This window comes from Halobacterium litoreum, from assembly GCF_021233415.1.
In the GTDB taxonomy this organism is placed as follows: Archaea; Halobacteriota; Halobacteria; order Halobacteriales; family Halobacteriaceae; genus Halobacterium; species Halobacterium litoreum.
The window spans coordinates 796,524-812,895 of the sequence record NZ_CP089466.1 but is presented as its reverse complement, the minus strand read 5'-3'; the positions used below and the strand labels follow the sequence as shown (position 1 = coordinate 812,895).

Sequence of the window (16,372 nt, the reverse complement as noted above, 5' to 3'; positions counted from 1 at the left end):
ATGGACGTGGGTTCGTCGGAGGAGTTCGCCGAACTGGGGACGCTCGGCGTCGAGGAAGAGTTCTTCGTCGTCGGCGAGGACGGCGTCCCCACCGCGGGGACCGACAGGCTGGTGTACGAGGCCACCCCGCCGGAGTTGCTGGAGGGACGCCTCGACCACGAACTGTTCAAGTTCGTGGTGGAGACGCAGACGCCGAAACTCGACGGCCCCGACGGCGCGCCGGACGCCATCCGGGACGTGCGCGCGGCGCTCGTCGCGCACGCCGAGGCCAACGGCTACCGCATCGCGGCGGCGGGCCTCCATCCGGGCGCGCGCTGGCGGGAACACGAGCACGCCGAGAAGGACCGCTACCGCGCGCAACTGGAGCGAATCCAGTACCCACAGCACCGGAACACGACGGCGGGTCTCCACGTCCACGTCGGCGTCGACGACGCGGACAAGGCGGTGTGGGTGGCGAACCAACTGCGCTGGCACATGCCCGTGATGCTCGCGCTCGGCGCGAACTCGCCGTTCTGGAACGGCTACGACACGGGGTTGGCGTCGGCGCGGGCGAAGATCTTCGAGGGCCTCCCGAACACGGGGATGCCGACGGCGTTCAACTCCTACGAGGAGTTCGACCGGTTCGAGCGCCTGATGGTCGAGTCCGGCGGCATCTCGGACCGCGGCGAACTCTGGTACGACGTGCGCCCGCACTCGGGCCACGGCACCGTCGAGGTGCGCGCGCCCGACGGCCAGTCCGACCCCGAGGTGGTCGAGGCGTTCGTGGAGTACACGCACGCGCTGGTGATGGACTACGCCGCGCGCTACGAGGACAGCGCCGACCCGGAACCGCCGGAAGTGTTCGGGGACGGCGACGCCGCCGGCCTGCGGCGCGAGGTGCTCGACGAGAACAAGTGGCGGGCGACGCGGTACGGCCACGACGCGTCGTTCGTGCGCCGGGACGCAGCGGGCGACGTCTCCCTCGGCGAAGTGGTCGACCGGGAGTGCGAGCGCCTGGGCGTCTCGGGCATCCGGGACGTGTTCGACGCCGAGTCCGGCACCGCGCGCCAGCGCCGCGTCCTCGCCGAGGACGGCGAGCGCGCGCTGTACGAGTCGCTGGTGTTGTAGGCGTTCGGCGAAGGGTTTTTCATCCGCTCGCCACTTTTGACCCGAACGAGACGACACATGTCTGAGGACCCAGCAGACGACACCGACGAGTCCCGACAGTCCGCGCGCGACCGACTGGACGAAGGGAAGGACCGCGCCGTCGCCGGGTTCGACCAGCGCGTCGTGGACATCCTCTCGTGGGTGCTCGACACGGAGACCCGCGCCCGCATCTTCGTCTACCTCCGCCAGCACCCGTGGAGCACCAGCGAGGAGGTGGCCGACGGCACCGGCCTCTACCCGTCGACCGTGCGCGAAGCGCTCGCCGAACTCGCGGACGACGACGTGGTCGAACGCCGCAAGCGCCAGAGCGAAGGTGCCGGCAACAACCCCTACGAGTACACCGCCATCCCGCCGAGCGACCTCGTCGGCGGCGTCGTCGGGCGCGTACAGAACGAACTGAACACCGTCTTCAACCTCGACGCTCACCTCGACCGCGAGGACGGCGACGCCGACACCGGCGACTCGCCGGTCCGCATCGAAGTCGAGGACGGCACCAGCGTCGAGGCCGAAGTCGGCGACACCGAGGCGGAAGTCGAGACGGACGTGGACGTGGAAGCCGAGGCCGGCGACGGCGAGAGCGAACTGGACGCCGACGTGGAAGCTGAGGGTCGCGTCGACGACGTGGAAGCCGACGTCGAGGCGGACGCCGAACTCTCCACCGACGACGGCGACGACACCTGAAACCCAAACTGCTAAACGCGCCCGGGACTTCCGCCGGCGTATGAACGTCGCCCTCGGTGGGACGTTCGACCCGATTCACGACGGCCACCGCAAACTCTTCGAGCGCGCGTTCGAACTCGGTGACGTCACGGTCGGGTTGACCAGCGACGAACTCGCCGGCCAGACCCGCCACGTCGACCGCTACGTCCGCCCGTTCGACCAGCGGCGCGACGACCTCGAAGCCGAACTCGGGGCGCTCGCCGACGACGCGGGCCGCGAGTTCGAGGTGCGGAAACTCCACGAACCCACCGGCATCGCGACGGAACCGCAGTTCGACGTGCTCGTCGTCTCGCCGGAGACCCAGGGCACCGCCGAACGTATCAACGACCTCCGCGAGGAGCGCGGCCACGACCCCCTCGACATCGAAGTCGTCGACCACGTGCGCGCCGAGGACGGCGACATCATCTCCTCGACGCGCATCGTGCAGGGGGAAATCGACGAACACGGCAACGTCACGCCCGACAGCGACGGGCGCTGACTACCACGTCGGCGGGTCGAACCCCGCCTCGTCGAGCACGTCCTTCCAGCGCTGTTGAATCACGAGCCGAGAGACGTCTGCGGCCTCCGCGACGGCGGTCTGCGAGCGCTGGTCGCCCGCAATGAGCGCGCCCGCGTAGACGCTCGCCGCGACCGCCGCGGGCTTCGAGCGCTCGGCGTCGGCCGTCTCGCCCGTCGACAGGAACAGGTCTTTCGCGGTGGACCGCGCTTCGGCGTCGAGGCCGAGGTCCTCGGCGACCGCTTCGAGTTCCTCCAGCCACTGGCGCTGGTCCACCTCGTCGCCCGCCCGGTACATACCCGGAGATTGCGCGTCCCCGACGTAAACCTTCGCCGGAACTCGGGACAAATCGCGTAAACTCGGCGCGAGCGAGTCGACGGTTGACGTGGCCGCGGCGCTCACTCCCGACCGCATGAACGCACCAACTCTGGACACCGCGGTCGCGTCGCTGGCGCGATTCGCCGGGACGGTACCGCCCGCACAGTCGGTGACCGCGCCGTTCGACGACTCGGTGGTCGTGTTCGCGGCGAGTCTGCTGGTCGGCGGCGTCGCCATCCACGTCGCCGCCTCCCATCTCGTGGACGCCGGCGACTACGGCGACGCCATCCTGACGGCGCTCCTCGGCGCGCTCGCGTGGGGCCTACTCGACGGCGTGCCGTTCGTCGGCGGCCTGCTCGCGCTCGTCGCGTGGGTCGGCGTCATCAAGTGGCGCTATCCGGTCGGCTGGCTCCGCGCGTCCGCCGTCGGCGTCGCCGCGTGGGCCGTCGCCACCGTCGTCCTCGCGGCGCTCGCGCTCGTCGGCATCGGCTCCTTCGAAGCGCTCGGCGTCCCCGGCGCGTAGCGCAATTCTCTTACAGTTGCCTCGGGTAGTCGTGGGTGCGCACGGGTAGCCAAGCCAGGAAACGGCGCAGCGCTTAGGACGCTGTCTCGTAGGAGTCCGCCGGTTCAAATCCGGTCCCGTGCACTGAGCGACCACAGGGAGCGAGGGAACCGGACCGGATTTGAACCCTGCAAGTCGCAGCGCCCGAGCGAAGCGAGGGCGACCGTCTTGCTCCGGTTCAAATCCGGTCCCACGCATTTTCTGTTCGAGCGGGGTGTCAGTGAGCAGCGACTGTAAGCCAGTCGTCGGACGGGCGGCCGACGGGCCACTATCCTTTTTAAGCGCGGGGACACGTTGTTAGACAAATGGCTCGGCCACCAGACCTCGTCGGGGACATACTGGAGGGTATCGACGCGCTGTTGTTGTTCTCGCCGAGCGGCGCGTACTTCGAGCGCGCCGAGGAGTTAGAGGACACGGCGATCGTGGTGGTCGCGACGGAGAACGCGGTGGGCGCCGACGCGTTCGTGGAGTTGCCGTTGACGTTCGACGACGTGCGCGAGCGCATTCGGTTCGGCGTGGAGGGCGCGCTCAGCGAGGGATTGGTCGTGGACGGCGACGAACTCGGGTGTGCGGTGCCGCTGTTCGGCGACGACATCGACACGGTGACGCGGACGAAAGCCGACGAGTCACGCCACTCGGGCGTCTACGACCTGTTCGCGAACTCGCGGGGGGAGCCGGGCGTCATCCGGGACGTCTTCGAGGTGGCCATCGAACTCGGGAAGAAGGGACAGAAGGGCAAGCCGGTCGGCGCGCTGTTCGTCGTCGGGGACGCCGGGAAGGTGATGAACAAGTCCCGGCCGCTGTCCTACAACCCCTTCGAGAAGAGCCACGTCCACGTGGGCGACCCCATCGTGAACGTGATGCTCAAGGAGTTCTCGCGGCTGGACGGCGCGTTCGTCATCTCGGATTCGGGGAAGATCGTGTCCGCGTACCGCTACCTGGAACCGTCCGCGGAGGGCACCGACATCCCGAAGGGACTGGGTGCGCGCCACATGGCGGCGGGCGCCATCACGCGGGACACGAACTCTGTCGCCATCGTGCTCTCCGAGTCCGACGGGCTCGTCCGCGCGTTCAAGGGCGGCGAGTTAGTGTTGGAGTTGGACCCAGAGGAGTACTGAGATGCAGGTGGATACGAGCACGCTACTGGACGCGGATTTCCGGTACGTACTCGCCGCGCTCGTGTTCTTCGCGGGTATCGTGCTCGGGTACTTGCTCGGGCGCCTGAACGAGCGGTTGTTGCAGGCGATGGGCGTCGACGACGCCGTCGAGGGGACGACCGTCGAGCGGATGGCGCGGGAGGTCGGGACGACGACGGTGCGGCTGATAGCGCGAGCGACGTCGTGGATCGTGTACGCGATTTCGGCGCTCATCGCGCTGGAGTTGGCGCAACTCACGGTCCAGGGCGCGGTCTGGTACCCCATCGTCGGCTTCCTGCCGTCGGTGCTGGTGGCGGTCGCCGTACTCCTGATCGGTCTGTTGGTCAGCGACAAGGCGGAGTTGGTGGTGAGCGAGCGACTGCGGAGCGTGAAGGTGCCCGAGATCTCGGTGGTGTCGCTGGCGGTGAAGTACTCGATTCTGTACGTGGCGGTGCTGTTGGCGCTCTCGCAGGTGGGCGTCGCGGTGGGCGCGCTGTTGGTGTTGTTGTTCGCGTACCTCGCGGCGCTCGTGGTGTTCACGGTGGTCGCGACCCGCCACATGTTGACGTCGGCGGCGGCGGGCGTCTACTTGCTCCTGAAACAGCCCTACGGCATCGGTGACCGGGTCGCCATCGGCGAGCACGAGGGCATCGTCCAGGAGGTGGACGTGTTCGTGACTCGCGTGGAGGACGACGGCCGGGAGTACGTCCTTCCGAACCACCTCGTGTTCCGGCGCGGCGTGGTGTTGGTGCGAGAATGAGCGGCCTGAACTGGGCGGTGACGGTCGCGGGAGTGGTGGCGTTCGCAGCGTCTTCGTACGCGGTGGTCGGCGACGCGGGGATTCGCTCGTGGGCGTCTGCGGCGGCGGGGCGGGCGTGGACTCGGTGGGTCGCCGCGGCCGGGGTGTTGGTGTCGAGTGCGGCGGCGTGGTCGTTTACCGTGTCGCCGCCGACTGGCGCGTACCTGTTCGCGGCGGGTGGCGTGTTCGGGTTCGCGGCCGCGTCGCTGGCGGCGGCGGGCGCGGCGGACGTGGCGTCGGCGGCGAGCGGCGACGGGTCGGTCGGGCGGCGCGTGCGGGCGTTCTGGTACGCCGCGGCGACCGAGTTCCGCGTGACCCGGTACGGGCTGGTGGTGTCGGTCGCGGGGTTCGCGTTGGCGTCGCTGGCGGGCGGCGTGTCGGTCGACCCGGTGTTGCGGACGGTCGGGGCGCTGTCGCTGGGCGGCGTGCTGGCGTGCGTGATGGGGTTGGCGGCGGTCGGGGTGTTCGTACCGGGGAGTCGGAACGAGAGCGCGGCGCGTGACGTGGAGCGCGCGAGTTAGTCGCGGGCCACCGGTTCGGCGGGGACGCCGGCGACCGTCGCGCCCTCGGGGACGTCCTCGGTGACGAGCGAGTTGGCGGCGACCTGGGCGTCGTCGCCGATTTCGACACCGGGGAGGACGATTGCGCCCGCGCCGATCATGGCCCGGTCGCCGAGCACGACTTCGCCGGTGCGGTATTCGTCTTGGAGGAATTCGTGACAGAGGAGGGTGGCGTCGTAGCCGACGATGGCGTCCTCGCCGACCGTGATGAGTTCCGGCCAGAAGACGTCGGGCGTGGATTCGAGGCCCCACGAGGCGCGCGCGCCGACGGTGACGCCGATGCGCCGGAGCAGCCAGTTCTTCAGGCGGAGGCTCGGGGAGACGCGCGCGAGGACGATGGCGACGTAGTTGACGACGACGCGAAGCGGGTGCTTGGCGTCCGGCCAGTGGCGCAGGGAGTTGCCGAGGCCGGGCGTCGGGTGTCGGTCGAGTCGGTCGTGGCGCGTCGGCACGACACCGGATTGGACGCCGGACGCAATCAACCCACCTGTTTCGACTTGCGTCGAACCACACATTGATAATTGTCGAAGTAGTTTCGTCGGGTGACGAATGACGACACGACAGGTGCCGACATCGGTGGAGTCGCCGCGCGGGAAACTGGTGTACCTCTCGCTGACGACCCGGGACAGCGCGACCGTCGACGAACTGCACGCCGACCTCGACGTGCCGAGAATAACGCTGTTCAGCGTCCTGCGAACCCTCCAGAACCGCGGCCTCGTCGCCCGCGACGGCGAGCGCTACCTCACTTCTCGACCGTCGTAAACGACCCCGTCACGTCCCACGCGTGTACGCAGAAGACGTCGCCCTCTTCGCCGTCTACCTTCCAGTGTCGGTCCGCCCGGTCCCACCGCTCCGACCGTCCGCAGTCCGTACACGTTCGCTCGGACGGTGCGCGAATCTGTGCCATACTGTCACGGAGACGGCGGCGGGTCTTGAGGCCTGCGGTCCAAACAGTTAGGTGACTGGCAATCTCCGCTCCCAACGTGCAATTCGGCATCATCTCGACGGCCCACATCGCCGACGCCGCCGTCGTCCCCGCCATCCGCGACTCGGACCACGAGGTCCGCGCCGTCGCGTCACGGAGCGCGGACGACGCCGCCGCGTTCGCCGACCGACACGACATCCCGGAGTCCTACGGGAGTTACGACGAACTCCTCGACGCCGACGTGGACGCGGTGTACAATCCGCTCCCGAACGCGCTCCACGCCGAGTGGACGTGTCGCGCCGCGGACGCCGGCCTCGACGTGCTCTGCGAGAAGCCACTCGCGTCCGACGCCGACGAGGCCGTCGAGGTCGTCCAGCACTGCCGGAACGCCGGCGTGACGCTGATGTCGGCGTTCATGTACCGCTACCACCCGCGAACCGAGCGCGCAATCGACGTCGCCGAAAATCACCTCGGGGACCTGCGCCACGTCCACGCGGCGTTCAACTTCCCGCTCCCGCGCGGCCGCGACGACGTGCGCCTCGACCCGAGTCTCGCCGGCGGCGCGCTGATGGACGTGGGCTGTTACGCCGTCAGCGCGGCCCGCCAGTTCCTCGGCGAACCGGTCGCCGCCGACGCGAGCGTGAACGACGCCCGGAACAGCGGCGTGGACACCGACATCGCGGGAACGCTGGAGTTCGCGGACGGCGCGACGGCTACGGTCGAAGCGAGTTTCGAGACCCGGAACCACCAGACCTACCGCGTCGAGGGGACCGACGGCTGGCTGGAGGCCGAGCGCGCGTACAACCCCGGCGACGGCGAGACGGTCCTCCGGTGGGGGACCGGCGAGAAGACCGTCGAGGAGACGTTCGACCCCACCGACGCCTACCGACTGGAGGTCGAGCACTTCGCGGACTGCGTCGCGTCCGGCGAGTCGCCGCGCACCGACGGCGAGGAAGCCGTCGCGAACATGCGCGCCATCGACGCGCTGTACGATGCCGCGCGCACCGACGGCTCAGTCCCGGTCTGACCAGAACAACTCGAGTTGGTCGCCGAGGAACTCCGGGGTCATGCGCGTGAACTCCTCGCGTTCGCCCGGGCCGAGATACTCGTGGACGGAGTGGCGCGCGCCCTCGACGTACCGCCGGCCGACGAGCGCGCGCACGCCGACCTCATCGGGGCCGCGAATCACGCGCCCGAGGGCCTGCCGCGCGCGCCGCACCGCCGGCACCGTGAGCGCGTACTCGAAGGCGTTGTCCTCGCCGAACGCGTCGGCGTACGCCCGGCGGACGGCGCGCACTCTCGGCGACCCGACGTTGACGAGCGGGACGCCGACCACCGCGCACGCCGCGAGTTTCTCCCCGTCGTAGTCCACGCCCTCGGTGAGCGTGCCCCGCGTGCTCGTCACGAGCACCTTCCCGTCGCCCCGGAAGAACTCCGCCTTCAGGTCGTCGGTCGCCTCGTTCGACGACGACTCGTCCACGAGCACGTCTTTCTCCACGACGCCGCCGAGGTAGTCGGCGGCCCACGCGGCCTCCCGGTAGTTCGGCATGCAGACGAGGACGTTCCCCGGCGAGCGCGCGATGGTGCGGAGGACGTAGCGGTACTGCTCGCGGGTGCGGTTCGCGTTCTCGCTCGTGGGCTCCCCGCGATTTCGCGCGGTGAACGGCGTCGCGTCCACGAGGAAACTCGCGCGGTTCTCCTCGGGGAACCGGAGGTCGTACCGACGCTCCACGACGGGCCGGGCCTCCGCGTCGCCCGCGCCCGCTTCGAGGCGGTCTAAGCCCGTCACCTCGCGGAACACGTCGAGCGGTTCGAGAGTCGCGCTCATCAGCACGCCGCCGCCGAGTTCCGCGAACGTCTCGCGGAGCGCGCGCGCCGGCATGCAGTTGAACGTCACGAGCGCCGGCGTGTACGCCTCCGCCCACGCCGCGCCCGCCCGCCCGGAGTCCTTGGGCGCGTGCTCCAACTCTATCTCCCGGAAGTACGTCGCGTGGTCGCGCTCCCACCACCGCTGGAGCGTGATGCCGACCGCGCCACAGACCGCCGACCGGTCGCCGTCGTCCTCCAGAATCGCCTCGACGGCGGTGCCGACGGCCGCCAGCGAGCGCCACACGTCGCCAGTGTAGCCGTTCTGTTCGGCCCACCGCGTCAGGTCGTCGGGTTCGTCCGTCTCCGGGTCCCGCAGGGGAATCTCGTGGTCGCGCTCCGGCAGGCCGCGCGCGCCGTTCGGGTCGAACCCCTCGTTCGCGAGGTACTCGGCCACCCGGTCGTCCAGCCAGTCCAGCACGTCGCCGAAGAAGTCGACGGTGGCCTCGACGGCGTCCATCGAGAGGTCGTAGCTCCGCAGGTGGTCGGCGACCTGCTGGCGGTTCGACTCGCTTTGCTTGGCCTCCGTGAGGAGCGTCCGCAGGTCGTTTCGGGCGCGGGCGAGCGTGTGCCGGCCGACGCGGTCCGAGAGCAGGTCGCGGACGCGCTCTTCGAGGCGGTGGGCCTCGTCGACCACGACGAACGTCCGGTCGTCGAGCAGGTGTTCGGTGAGGCCGCGGGTCTTCGGGTCGAAGAGGTGGTTGTAGTTCCCGATGACCACGTCCGCGTGGTCGAGCATCACCTGCTGGACGCGGTGCGGGCACGTCCCGTACTCCACGCTCGACGGCAGCACGTCCTCGCTCGTCACGACGTTGTGGCGGCCCGCGTCGAACCCGACGGGCGACCCCTTGTCGCGTCCGAACCAGTCCGCCTCGAAGGGGCAGAACAGCGACGGGTCGCCCTCCGCCATATCGTCGGGGGCCGTCGGCTGGTGGGGGACGTAGGGAGAGTCTGCACCCGCGGTCGCGAGCGGGGCCTGCGAGAGCGAGTGGTCGGCGTCAGCGCGGGCGGAGCGCGCGAGTTCGCGCCCCGTCGCGGGGTCCCACCACGGGTCGTCGAGCGCGTCCTCCGGCCGGAGTTCCACGAGTTCCCGGGCGTCCTGCCCGTCGAACTCGCCGCCGTCGCCCTCCACGAGTCCGGCGGTGGACTCGCGCAGGTCCTCGCAGCGGTCGTGGACGCTCGCGTCCGGCGGGAACGAGTCCTCGCGCTCGTACGGACAGAGGTCGCGTTTGCCGACGAGCGCGACGCCGTCCAGCGGGTCGTCCAGCCCCGCGTTCATCGTGCGCAGGTCGGCGACGAACTGCTCTAACTGCTGTTTCACCGGCGTCACGACGACGACGCGCTCGTACTGGTCGCCGTTCCGCACGAGGTGCGCGGCCGCCGTGAGCGCGGCCATCGTCTTCCCGGTGCCACACGGCCCCTCCATCGCGAGGTAGCCGCCGCGCTCCCCGGCGTCGATGGCAGACTCGATGGCGTCGCCCTGCTGGTCGTACGGCGCGTCGAACCCGAACAAGTCGCGCCACGCCGTCTCCGACTCGTCGTCGCCCATTCGGTAGTCGGTGAGGCGTCCTCGCGTAAGAAGGTGCGGAAACCGGGGAGGCGGTGGGCGGTGTCGAGCAGCCCTACAACTGCGGGAGGTCGAGGGGAACCGACCCCTTCGTGTACCCCTCGACGGAGCCGTCGGGGCGCACCCGGAACACGACCGCCGGCCGGTGGTGGACTTCGGGCTTCTCGCCGCGAATCTGGTGCCACTCGTCGTCCGGGAACGACGAGCAGTCCACGAACAGCACCGCGCCGCCGCCGTGCCGGTCGAGTTGGCCGCTGGTCTTCGTCTGTGCGGTGTCTTTGACGGCGGCGACCGGCGTGTGCGCCGCGCGGTCGTTCGTCGGCACGGGGCGCGTGACCTCGACGAGCACGCCGTGTTCGCCGTCGCGGTCCGCGCGGTAGTCCAGCGAGTGTCCGGTCGACACCTCGATTTCCGGGGTCACGTCGTAGCCCGCCTCACGGAGGAGCCACGCCGCGTTGAACTCGCCCATCGCGCCGTTCGCGCGCGCCACGTCGAGGAACTCCGAGGTGCCGAGTTTGCCGGCCATCACGTGCCGGTAGTCGTCGAAGACGCCGGTCTGCAGGAACGACTCGTAGAAGTCGAGGGCGGCCTCGCTGGACGCGTCCGGGAAGCCGCCGGCGTGTTCGGCGAAGAACTCGCGAGTCGTCTCGCGGCCGTCCTTCGAGCAGAACACCGGCAGGAAGAACCACGACAGGTATGGGTAGGGTTCGAGGAACGGCGCGTCCTCGTGGAGTTCCGCGATGAACTCGCGTTGGGCCCACGCGCTCACGTCGTAGGGCGCCTCCGCGAACGACTGCTTGTTCGTTCGCCAGAGCACTTCCGGCGTCTCGGTGTTTCCGAGCCACCAGCCGCCGTCGCCGTTCCACGCGAACAGCGCGGTGTCGCCGTTCTCAACCTCGAACCGCCGCGCCTCGTAGCCGTCCGGGGGACTGAACCACGGCGCCGTCATCGCCGCGCCGAGGTTGTCGTCCAGCGGCTTGTGGATGCGGTCGGCGACGCGGCCGCTGTTCCACGATTCCCGCGACCGCCGGAAGCGCAACGGTTTCGCCACGCAGTCACTAGGTCGGGCGACCTGATACCGCTTTCGTCCCCGCTGTCACGCCACTTCGAGTTCGTGAGCGCGGTAGGCGACGGCGTCCCTGCCGTAGTCGTCGAACCGGACGACGTACCACGTTCCGTCTTCGGTCTCCCGAATCTCGGTGACGACGCCGTCGTCGCCGAAGTGCTGGTGGTGGTCGTAGCCGTACACCGCGAGTTTCGCCTTTTCGGGGTCTTGGCGGGCCACGCGGACGTTCTCTCCGCGCCGCAGCGCCACTTCGTGTTGCATGCTAACTTGTAACGTGCGAAGGTGCTTGGCGTTTTCGGCTACCCGGACCCCGCGAGCGACGGTAGGCCGCGGACGCTGGCAGCGGTCGTGTCCGTCCGGTTCGCCGCCGTCGTGGTCGCGGCGCTGGTCGAAGTCGTAGATTCGGTGGTCGTCGTGGTCGAAGTCTCCGTCGTCGTGCGCTCGGTCGTCTCAGTGGCCGTGGTCGTTGTGGTTGTCGTAGTCGTCTGTGTGGGTGTCGTCGCAGTCGTCGTCTGCGTCGTGGTGTTTGCCGTCGTCGTCGCCGTCCGGTTCGTCGTCGTTTCGGTGGTCGTTGCTGTCGCGTTCGCCGTCGTCGTCGCGTTGGTCGTCCCGTTCCCGGTCGTCGTTCCGTTGCCAGCCGGTGCCGCGCCGCGCTCTCCGCGAATCGTGACCTGCGCTCGCGCGACGAACTGGCGGTCGTACTCCCACCAGCCCAGCACGACGAGTTCGCGCTTTCCGGTGCCGTCGGCGAGAGACGCGACGCGCTCCTCGGAGAGCGAGATTCGACACTCGTCGTCGCAGGTCACCGCGGACGCGGGAACGTCCAGCGTCGCCGACGCGCCGGCGAACGTCACCGCGAGCGACGACTCGTTCACGCGCTCGGGCGACGGCACCCGCATCGAGACGGTGACGTCCCCCGAGGCGTTCGACGCGAGCGCGCCCGGCGCCACCGTGACCGACGTCGCCTCGACCGTCAGGTCGTCCGCGCCCGCGAACGACGCGTTCGTGGACTCGGTGTCGTGCTGGAGACCGGTCGTCGACGCGAGCCCGCCGGGGCCGAGTGCCGCCCACACGAGCACCGCGAGCGACACCGAGACACAGGCCAGCCGCCACCAGTCGCTCATCTGCCGGACTCACCCGTGTGCTCCGCGCTCCCGTCGCTCTCCGACCCGCCACCGCGGGCCGCCGCGACGAGCGACCACAACTCCGAGACCACCAGCAGGACGCCCGGAACCGCCACGAACGCGAGCGTGCCGGTGTCCGTGCTGGCGAAGGAGAACGCCCAGCCGACGTACGGAATCGAGAACGCCATCCTGCCGATGAGCGCGTCCTCGGGCACGAGCCGGCGGTCGGCCTCCTCGTTCGCGTCACCCTTCGTCCGGAAGTACCGCTGGCCGTCGCGCTCTATCACCTCCACGACCCGGTGGGTCGTGCGCTTCCCGTCGCCCGCGATGCGGTCGAACGCGACGACGTCGCCGCTGTCGACGTTCGCGGGCGCCGTCGACGAGACGACCACCACGTCGCCCGCCTGAAGCGTCGGGCGCATGCTCCCGGAGACGACGACGTAACTCTCGTCGGCGCCGACGACCTGTGGCGCGGCGACGACGGCGGTGACGCCGGCGGCGGCGACCAACACGACGATACCGACCACGTGGAGGGCGCGGCGGACATCCGGCATGGCGGTCACGTCGGCGGCTCCTCGCCGGCGCCGAGTCGGTTGTTCGCGTCGTGTTGGGTGTGGACGGCGGCCGACACCCAGAAGACGCCCGCGACGGCGATGCTCCACGCTGACGCCGGAATCGAGGCGAGCGGGACGACACCGACGCCGGCGGCGACGACAGTGGCCACCGCCAGCGTCGCCAGCCCGAGGTAGTACTTGCTCCAGCGAATCTCCTCGTGTGGCACGACTTCGAGGTAGAACTCCAGTTCGCTGGCGTCCTCGGTCAGCGAGACGGTGCCGCGGTTCTCGTCGAAGTCCACGAGCCCCTCGCCGTCGAGTTTCGGGAGGTGGAGTTGCCGCAGGGACGTGTAGACGCGCATGCGTTGGTCGTAGGTCACCGTCTCGACGGGGACGTCGTTCTCCCACGCGGCCACCTGCTCGGACAGCTCGCGCAGTTCGGCGGTCGGCTCCCCGCCGAGCAGGTGGTGGAGCACGTACCGGCGTCGCTGGCAGCTCAACACGTCGAACGCGGCTTCCTGCGTGATGCCGGCGCGGTCGCCTTCGGTCGGCTGCTGGACCGGTGTGGCGGTGCTCACGCTACCACCACCTCCACCGCGGCTCGGGCGCGGCGTGAACCCGGACGCGGACGGCCCGGCCCCGTGTTCGGCTGCGAGTGCTGTCGAAATATCATGTTCTCAACCACGCGAATAGTTCCCGACTTCCCGGTTTGTTATGGGCCGATTATCGGATTTCGGCCGAGTGACCGCGCTGTAGTTACCACCTACGAACCGGTCACTAAACGCCACTATCGGCGTCGAAAACGCCGTTAGCCACCGACAACCGTTCGCGCGAACGACGGTAGCGAGCGCCTGACGCGGCTAACGACGACCGTATGGCTTCCTACGCTGACCATCGCTGCGCTCTCGCCGACCGTATCGAACCGTCAACTCGCTCATATATACTGGTGTGTCCCGGCAAGCAGAGAGCGTACTCCGGCGCGGCCGACGCCACCCGGCGGCGGCCCGCTGGAGCCCACACACGAACCATGTCAGACGACAAATTCCAACTGTCGCGACGCAGAGTACTCGCCGGGCTCGGCGGCATCGGCGCCGGTGCCGCGCTCGGCGGCACAGGCACGATGGCGTTCCTCTCCGACGAGGAGTCCTCGGAAGGGAACATGATGACCGCGGGTACGCTCGACCTGAAACTCGACTGGGAGCACTACTACCACGGCAACAAGCATGACCGCGGGTGGGACAAACAGCCGCCGACCAACGACGCCGGCCCGATGTTCGAACTCGACGACGTGAAGCCCGGCGACTGGGGCTGTGGCGTCGTCAGCGTCCACCTCAGCGGGAACCCCGCGCACGTCTGGTTCCGTACCAGCGACGTCGAGAACCACGAACACGGCCGGACGGAACCCGAGTACGAAGTCGACGACACCAAGGACAAGGGCGAACTCGCGAAGAAGACCAAGTTCGTCGCGTTCCCGCTCGGGTGTTTCAAGAAAGAGCAGAACGCGCAGGCGCTCATCGACGCCGACAGTCGGCCGTCGATGGACGAGTTCACGATGTCCGAGGACGGCGACGGCGAGTACTGCTACTACAAGGGCTCGATGAAGGACGCCCTCTACCACTTCAAGGACGGCAAGTACCTCGGCGCGAAGAAGCGAAACCGAGTCTGTTACTTCGGCTTCTGCTGGAAGGTCCCGAAGCACGTCGGGAACGTCATTCAGGGCGACTCGCTGTCCTTCGACATGGACTTCTACGCCGAGCAGAAGCGCCACAACCGGAATCCGGACAACCCGTGGAAGCAGGACGGCCTGCGTAGCTGTGACGGGAACGGCGTCGTCGACCTGCCGGTCTCGCAGGGCGACCTCAGCGTGGACGCCACGCATAACGACAGCACGACGTCGTTCATGGTGGAGGTACCTGACGGCGTCTTCCCGGACGGCAGTCCGGATACCGCGAACCACGCCGAAATCTTCCTCGGCGACTCGGCGGGCAACTGGGTCACGCAACTCCGGTACTCCTCCGCGAGCGACGGGAACGTCCCGTACGCCGACGGGAGCCGCCAGGAGAACGGCGGGTCGTGGGAGGACTTCGACGACCTCGGGTCCGGCTACTCGACCAGCGCCGGCGACGACCAGTTCACCATCACGGTGCCGTCGAGTTACCTCGCGGACAACGAAATCTGTGCGCTCGGTCTCGACGTGACGAAGGTGGACGGCGACGCGAACTCCATCAGCATCGGCTCCATCACCGGCTCCGGCGACGGCAAGCCGTGGGACGACGGCGGCAACCTCGTCGAACTGTAGTCCGGTCACCCAACCACCCGCCTCGACCCACTCGGAGCACGGCGGTTCGACTCCGCCGGTGGGTCTTCCCCACGCGGGGCGATTCCAATGACAGACGACACACCCCGACTCACGCGACGGCGACTGCTCGCCGGCCTCGGCGGCATCGGCGCCGGTGCCGCGCTCGGCGGCACGGGCACGATGGCGTTCCTCAACGATACGGAGTCCTCGGAGGGGAACGCGGTCACCGCCGGCGAACTGGACTTGAAGATAGACTGGACGGAGCACTACAACGGCGAGAAAGTGGAGCGCCAGGCGCTGACCGACGCCCCCGGACCGGTGTTCGACCTCGGGGACGTGAAGCCGGGCGACTGGGGGGAGGCGACCATCAGCCTCCACGTCTTCGAGAACCCCTCGTACGTCCACATGGCGGGCGACCTGACGGCGAACCACGACAACGGCCTCACCGAGCCGGAGGGCGAGGTCGACGACACCGGCGGGGCGAGGGAGGGCGACCTCGCCGACGAGATTCTCGTGGACGTCTGGTACGACGGCACCGACGAGGAGGAAGACGGCGGCAACAACGAACTCGAACCCGGCGAGGTCATCATCTCCAGTGGGACGCTCCAGGAGGTACTCGACAAACTGTCGACCGGTGTCCTGCTCGACAACCAAGTCGGGGACGGCGTTCCCGTCGAACCGACCGCGGGCGCGAGTCAGACCGAGAGCGTGACAGCGGAGTACGTCGGGGAGGCCACGGGCGGCCCGCAGGAAGAGCAGTGCATCGAGTTCGTGCCCTGTGACGACCCGGACGTACTGGCGACGCCGACCGGGCTCTCGGGGTTCTGCTACGAACCCGACCCGCTCCCGCCGGGTACGACGCACGTCACGCTGAAGGCCGCGAACGGCTGTTACCTCGCGGAGGTGTCGGCGTCGACCGACGAAATCTGTCTGCCCGACGAGCAACCGGAGGGCGTCCCGAACAACCAGTACGGCGATATCAGCAACGCGACGTTCTACCGATGTCCGGACGGCGACAACGGCAACGGCGGGAACGGAGACGACGGCGACGGCGAGTGCTGGCCGAACTCGACGACCCAGTACATCGGGTTCTCGTGGCGGCTCCCGGAGACGGTCGGGAACGAGGTCCAGGGCGACTCGGTGGCCTTCGACCTGGAGTTCTACGCCCAGCAGTGCCGCCACAACGACGACCCGGCGAACCCCTACGCGCCGGAGTAGTCGGCGACGCCCACTC

At 69.1% G+C, this 16,372-nt stretch carries 20 protein-coding genes and 1 tRNA gene; 12 read left to right on the top strand and 9 right to left on the bottom strand.

Features of this window, described 5'->3' with window-relative positions:
• The 3 genes from LT972_RS04490 to LT972_RS04480 are packed head-to-tail and all read left to right on the top strand — an operon-like array spanning position 1 to position 2,344.
• Entirely contained in the window at positions 1–1,107 is a 1,107-nt protein-coding gene (locus LT972_RS04490) for a glutamate--cysteine ligase (protein WP_232572004.1), read from the top strand.
• Positions 1,108–1,164: 57 nt separating this feature from the next.
• The gene (locus LT972_RS04485; RefSeq protein WP_232572003.1) at positions 1,165–1,827 is read left to right on the top strand and encodes a winged helix-turn-helix domain-containing protein; all 663 of its coding nucleotides are present in this window, start codon (positions 1,165–1,167) and stop codon (positions 1,825–1,827) included.
• A 40-nt stretch (positions 1,828–1,867) separates the two neighbouring features.
• A complete protein-coding gene (locus tag LT972_RS04480) occupies positions 1,868–2,344 on the top strand; it encodes a phosphopantetheine adenylyltransferase (RefSeq protein WP_232572002.1) in 477 nt (158 codons plus the stop codon).
• Here the strand turns inward: LT972_RS04480 and LT972_RS04475 are convergent, their stop codons facing one another.
• Complete coding sequence (locus tag LT972_RS04475) at positions 2,345–2,659, bottom strand: transcription initiation factor IIB family protein (RefSeq protein WP_232572001.1); 315 nt, start codon at positions 2,657–2,659, stop codon at positions 2,345–2,347. It abuts the gene before it with no gap.
• Positions 2,660–2,774: 115 nt separating this feature from the next.
• Here LT972_RS04475 and LT972_RS04470 point away from each other — a divergent pair, with 115 nt between their 5' ends.
• The 5 genes from LT972_RS04470 to LT972_RS04450 all read left to right on the top strand — a co-directional run bounded on the left by LT972_RS04470 (position 2,775) and on the right by LT972_RS04450 (position 5,698).
• A complete protein-coding gene (locus LT972_RS04470) occupies positions 2,775–3,203 on the top strand; it encodes a hypothetical protein (protein ID WP_232572000.1) in 429 nt (142 codons plus the stop codon).
• A gap of 39 nt (positions 3,204–3,242) precedes the next feature.
• Positions 3,243–3,326 (top strand) — tRNA-Leu (locus LT972_RS04465).
• Positions 3,327–3,547: 221 nt separating this feature from the next.
• On the top strand, positions 3,548–4,360 hold the full coding sequence (dacZ, locus tag LT972_RS04460) for a diadenylate cyclase DacZ (RefSeq protein WP_232571999.1): 813 nt from the start codon (positions 3,548–3,550) through the stop codon (positions 4,358–4,360).
• A gap of 1 nt (position 4,361) precedes the next feature.
• Entirely contained in the window at positions 4,362–5,138 is a 777-nt protein-coding gene (locus LT972_RS04455; protein WP_232571998.1) for a mechanosensitive ion channel domain-containing protein, read from the top strand.
• Complete coding sequence (locus LT972_RS04450) at positions 5,135–5,698, top strand: hypothetical protein (protein WP_232571997.1); 564 nt, start codon at positions 5,135–5,137, stop codon at positions 5,696–5,698. The genes LT972_RS04455 and LT972_RS04450 overlap by 4 nt, the downstream gene beginning before the upstream one ends.
• Here the strand turns inward: LT972_RS04450 and LT972_RS04445 are convergent.
• Positions 5,695–6,252 (bottom strand): acyltransferase, encoded by a 558-nt coding sequence (locus tag LT972_RS04445; RefSeq protein WP_390226278.1) that lies wholly within the window; start codon positions 6,250–6,252, stop codon positions 5,695–5,697. The genes LT972_RS04450 and LT972_RS04445 overlap by 4 nt on opposite strands.
• A 34-nt stretch (positions 6,253–6,286) precedes the next feature.
• On the opposite strand from LT972_RS04445, the gene LT972_RS04440 reads away from it, so the two are divergent.
• Positions 6,287–6,499, top strand: a complete 213-nt coding sequence (locus tag LT972_RS04440; RefSeq protein WP_232571995.1) for a helix-turn-helix domain-containing protein — start codon at positions 6,287–6,289, stop codon at positions 6,497–6,499.
• Here the strand turns inward: LT972_RS04440 and LT972_RS04435 are convergent.
• On the bottom strand, positions 6,480–6,644 hold the full coding sequence (locus LT972_RS04435) for an HEWD family protein (RefSeq protein ID WP_232571994.1): 165 nt from the start codon (positions 6,642–6,644) through the stop codon (positions 6,480–6,482). The genes LT972_RS04440 and LT972_RS04435 overlap by 20 nt on opposite strands.
• A 76-nt stretch (positions 6,645–6,720) precedes the next feature.
• Here LT972_RS04435 and LT972_RS04430 point away from each other — a divergent pair, with 76 nt between their 5' ends.
• Complete coding sequence (locus LT972_RS04430; protein ID WP_232571993.1) at positions 6,721–7,689, top strand: Gfo/Idh/MocA family protein; 969 nt, start codon at positions 6,721–6,723, stop codon at positions 7,687–7,689.
• Here the strand turns inward: LT972_RS04430 and LT972_RS04425 are convergent.
• The 6 genes from LT972_RS04425 to LT972_RS04400 all read right to left on the bottom strand — a co-directional run bounded on the left by LT972_RS04425 (position 7,675) and on the right by LT972_RS04400 (position 13,417).
• Positions 7,675–10,077, bottom strand: a complete 2,403-nt coding sequence (locus tag LT972_RS04425) for an ATP-dependent DNA helicase (RefSeq protein ID WP_232571992.1) — start codon at positions 10,075–10,077, stop codon at positions 7,675–7,677. The two genes, LT972_RS04430 and LT972_RS04425, sit on opposite strands and share 15 nt — an antisense overlap.
• Positions 10,078–10,150: 73 nt before the next feature.
• Positions 10,151–11,146: a DUF5784 family protein gene (locus LT972_RS04420; RefSeq protein WP_232571991.1), complete on the bottom strand. Its 996-nt coding sequence runs from the start codon at positions 11,144–11,146 to the stop codon at positions 10,151–10,153.
• 45 nt (positions 11,147–11,191) lie between these two features.
• Positions 11,192–11,422 (bottom strand): DUF1918 domain-containing protein, encoded by a 231-nt coding sequence (locus LT972_RS04415; RefSeq protein WP_232571990.1) that lies wholly within the window; start codon positions 11,420–11,422, stop codon positions 11,192–11,194.
• Between the two features lie 38 nt (positions 11,423–11,460).
• Positions 11,461–12,285: a hypothetical protein gene (locus tag LT972_RS04410; RefSeq protein ID WP_232571989.1), complete on the bottom strand. Its 825-nt coding sequence runs from the start codon at positions 12,283–12,285 to the stop codon at positions 11,461–11,463.
• Complete coding sequence (locus tag LT972_RS04405; RefSeq protein ID WP_232571988.1) at positions 12,282–12,839, bottom strand: signal peptidase I; 558 nt, start codon at positions 12,837–12,839, stop codon at positions 12,282–12,284. Before LT972_RS04405 ends, LT972_RS04410 begins: the two co-directional genes overlap by 4 nt.
• Positions 12,840–12,844: 5 nt before the next feature.
• Positions 12,845–13,417, bottom strand: a complete 573-nt coding sequence (locus LT972_RS04400; protein ID WP_232571987.1) for a DUF7344 domain-containing protein — start codon at positions 13,415–13,417, stop codon at positions 12,845–12,847.
• A gap of 449 nt (positions 13,418–13,866) precedes the next feature.
• On the opposite strand from LT972_RS04400, the gene LT972_RS04395 reads away from it, so the two are divergent.
• Together LT972_RS04395 and LT972_RS04390 are read left to right on the top strand one after the other, a co-directional pair.
• Positions 13,867–15,138, top strand: a complete 1,272-nt coding sequence (locus tag LT972_RS04395) for a SipW-dependent-type signal peptide-containing protein (RefSeq protein WP_232571986.1) — start codon at positions 13,867–13,869, stop codon at positions 15,136–15,138.
• Positions 15,139–15,225: 87 nt separating this feature from the next.
• Positions 15,226–16,356 (top strand): SipW-dependent-type signal peptide-containing protein, encoded by a 1,131-nt coding sequence (locus LT972_RS04390; RefSeq protein WP_232571985.1) that lies wholly within the window; start codon positions 15,226–15,228, stop codon positions 16,354–16,356.
• Positions 16,357–16,372 lie beyond the last annotated feature (16 nt).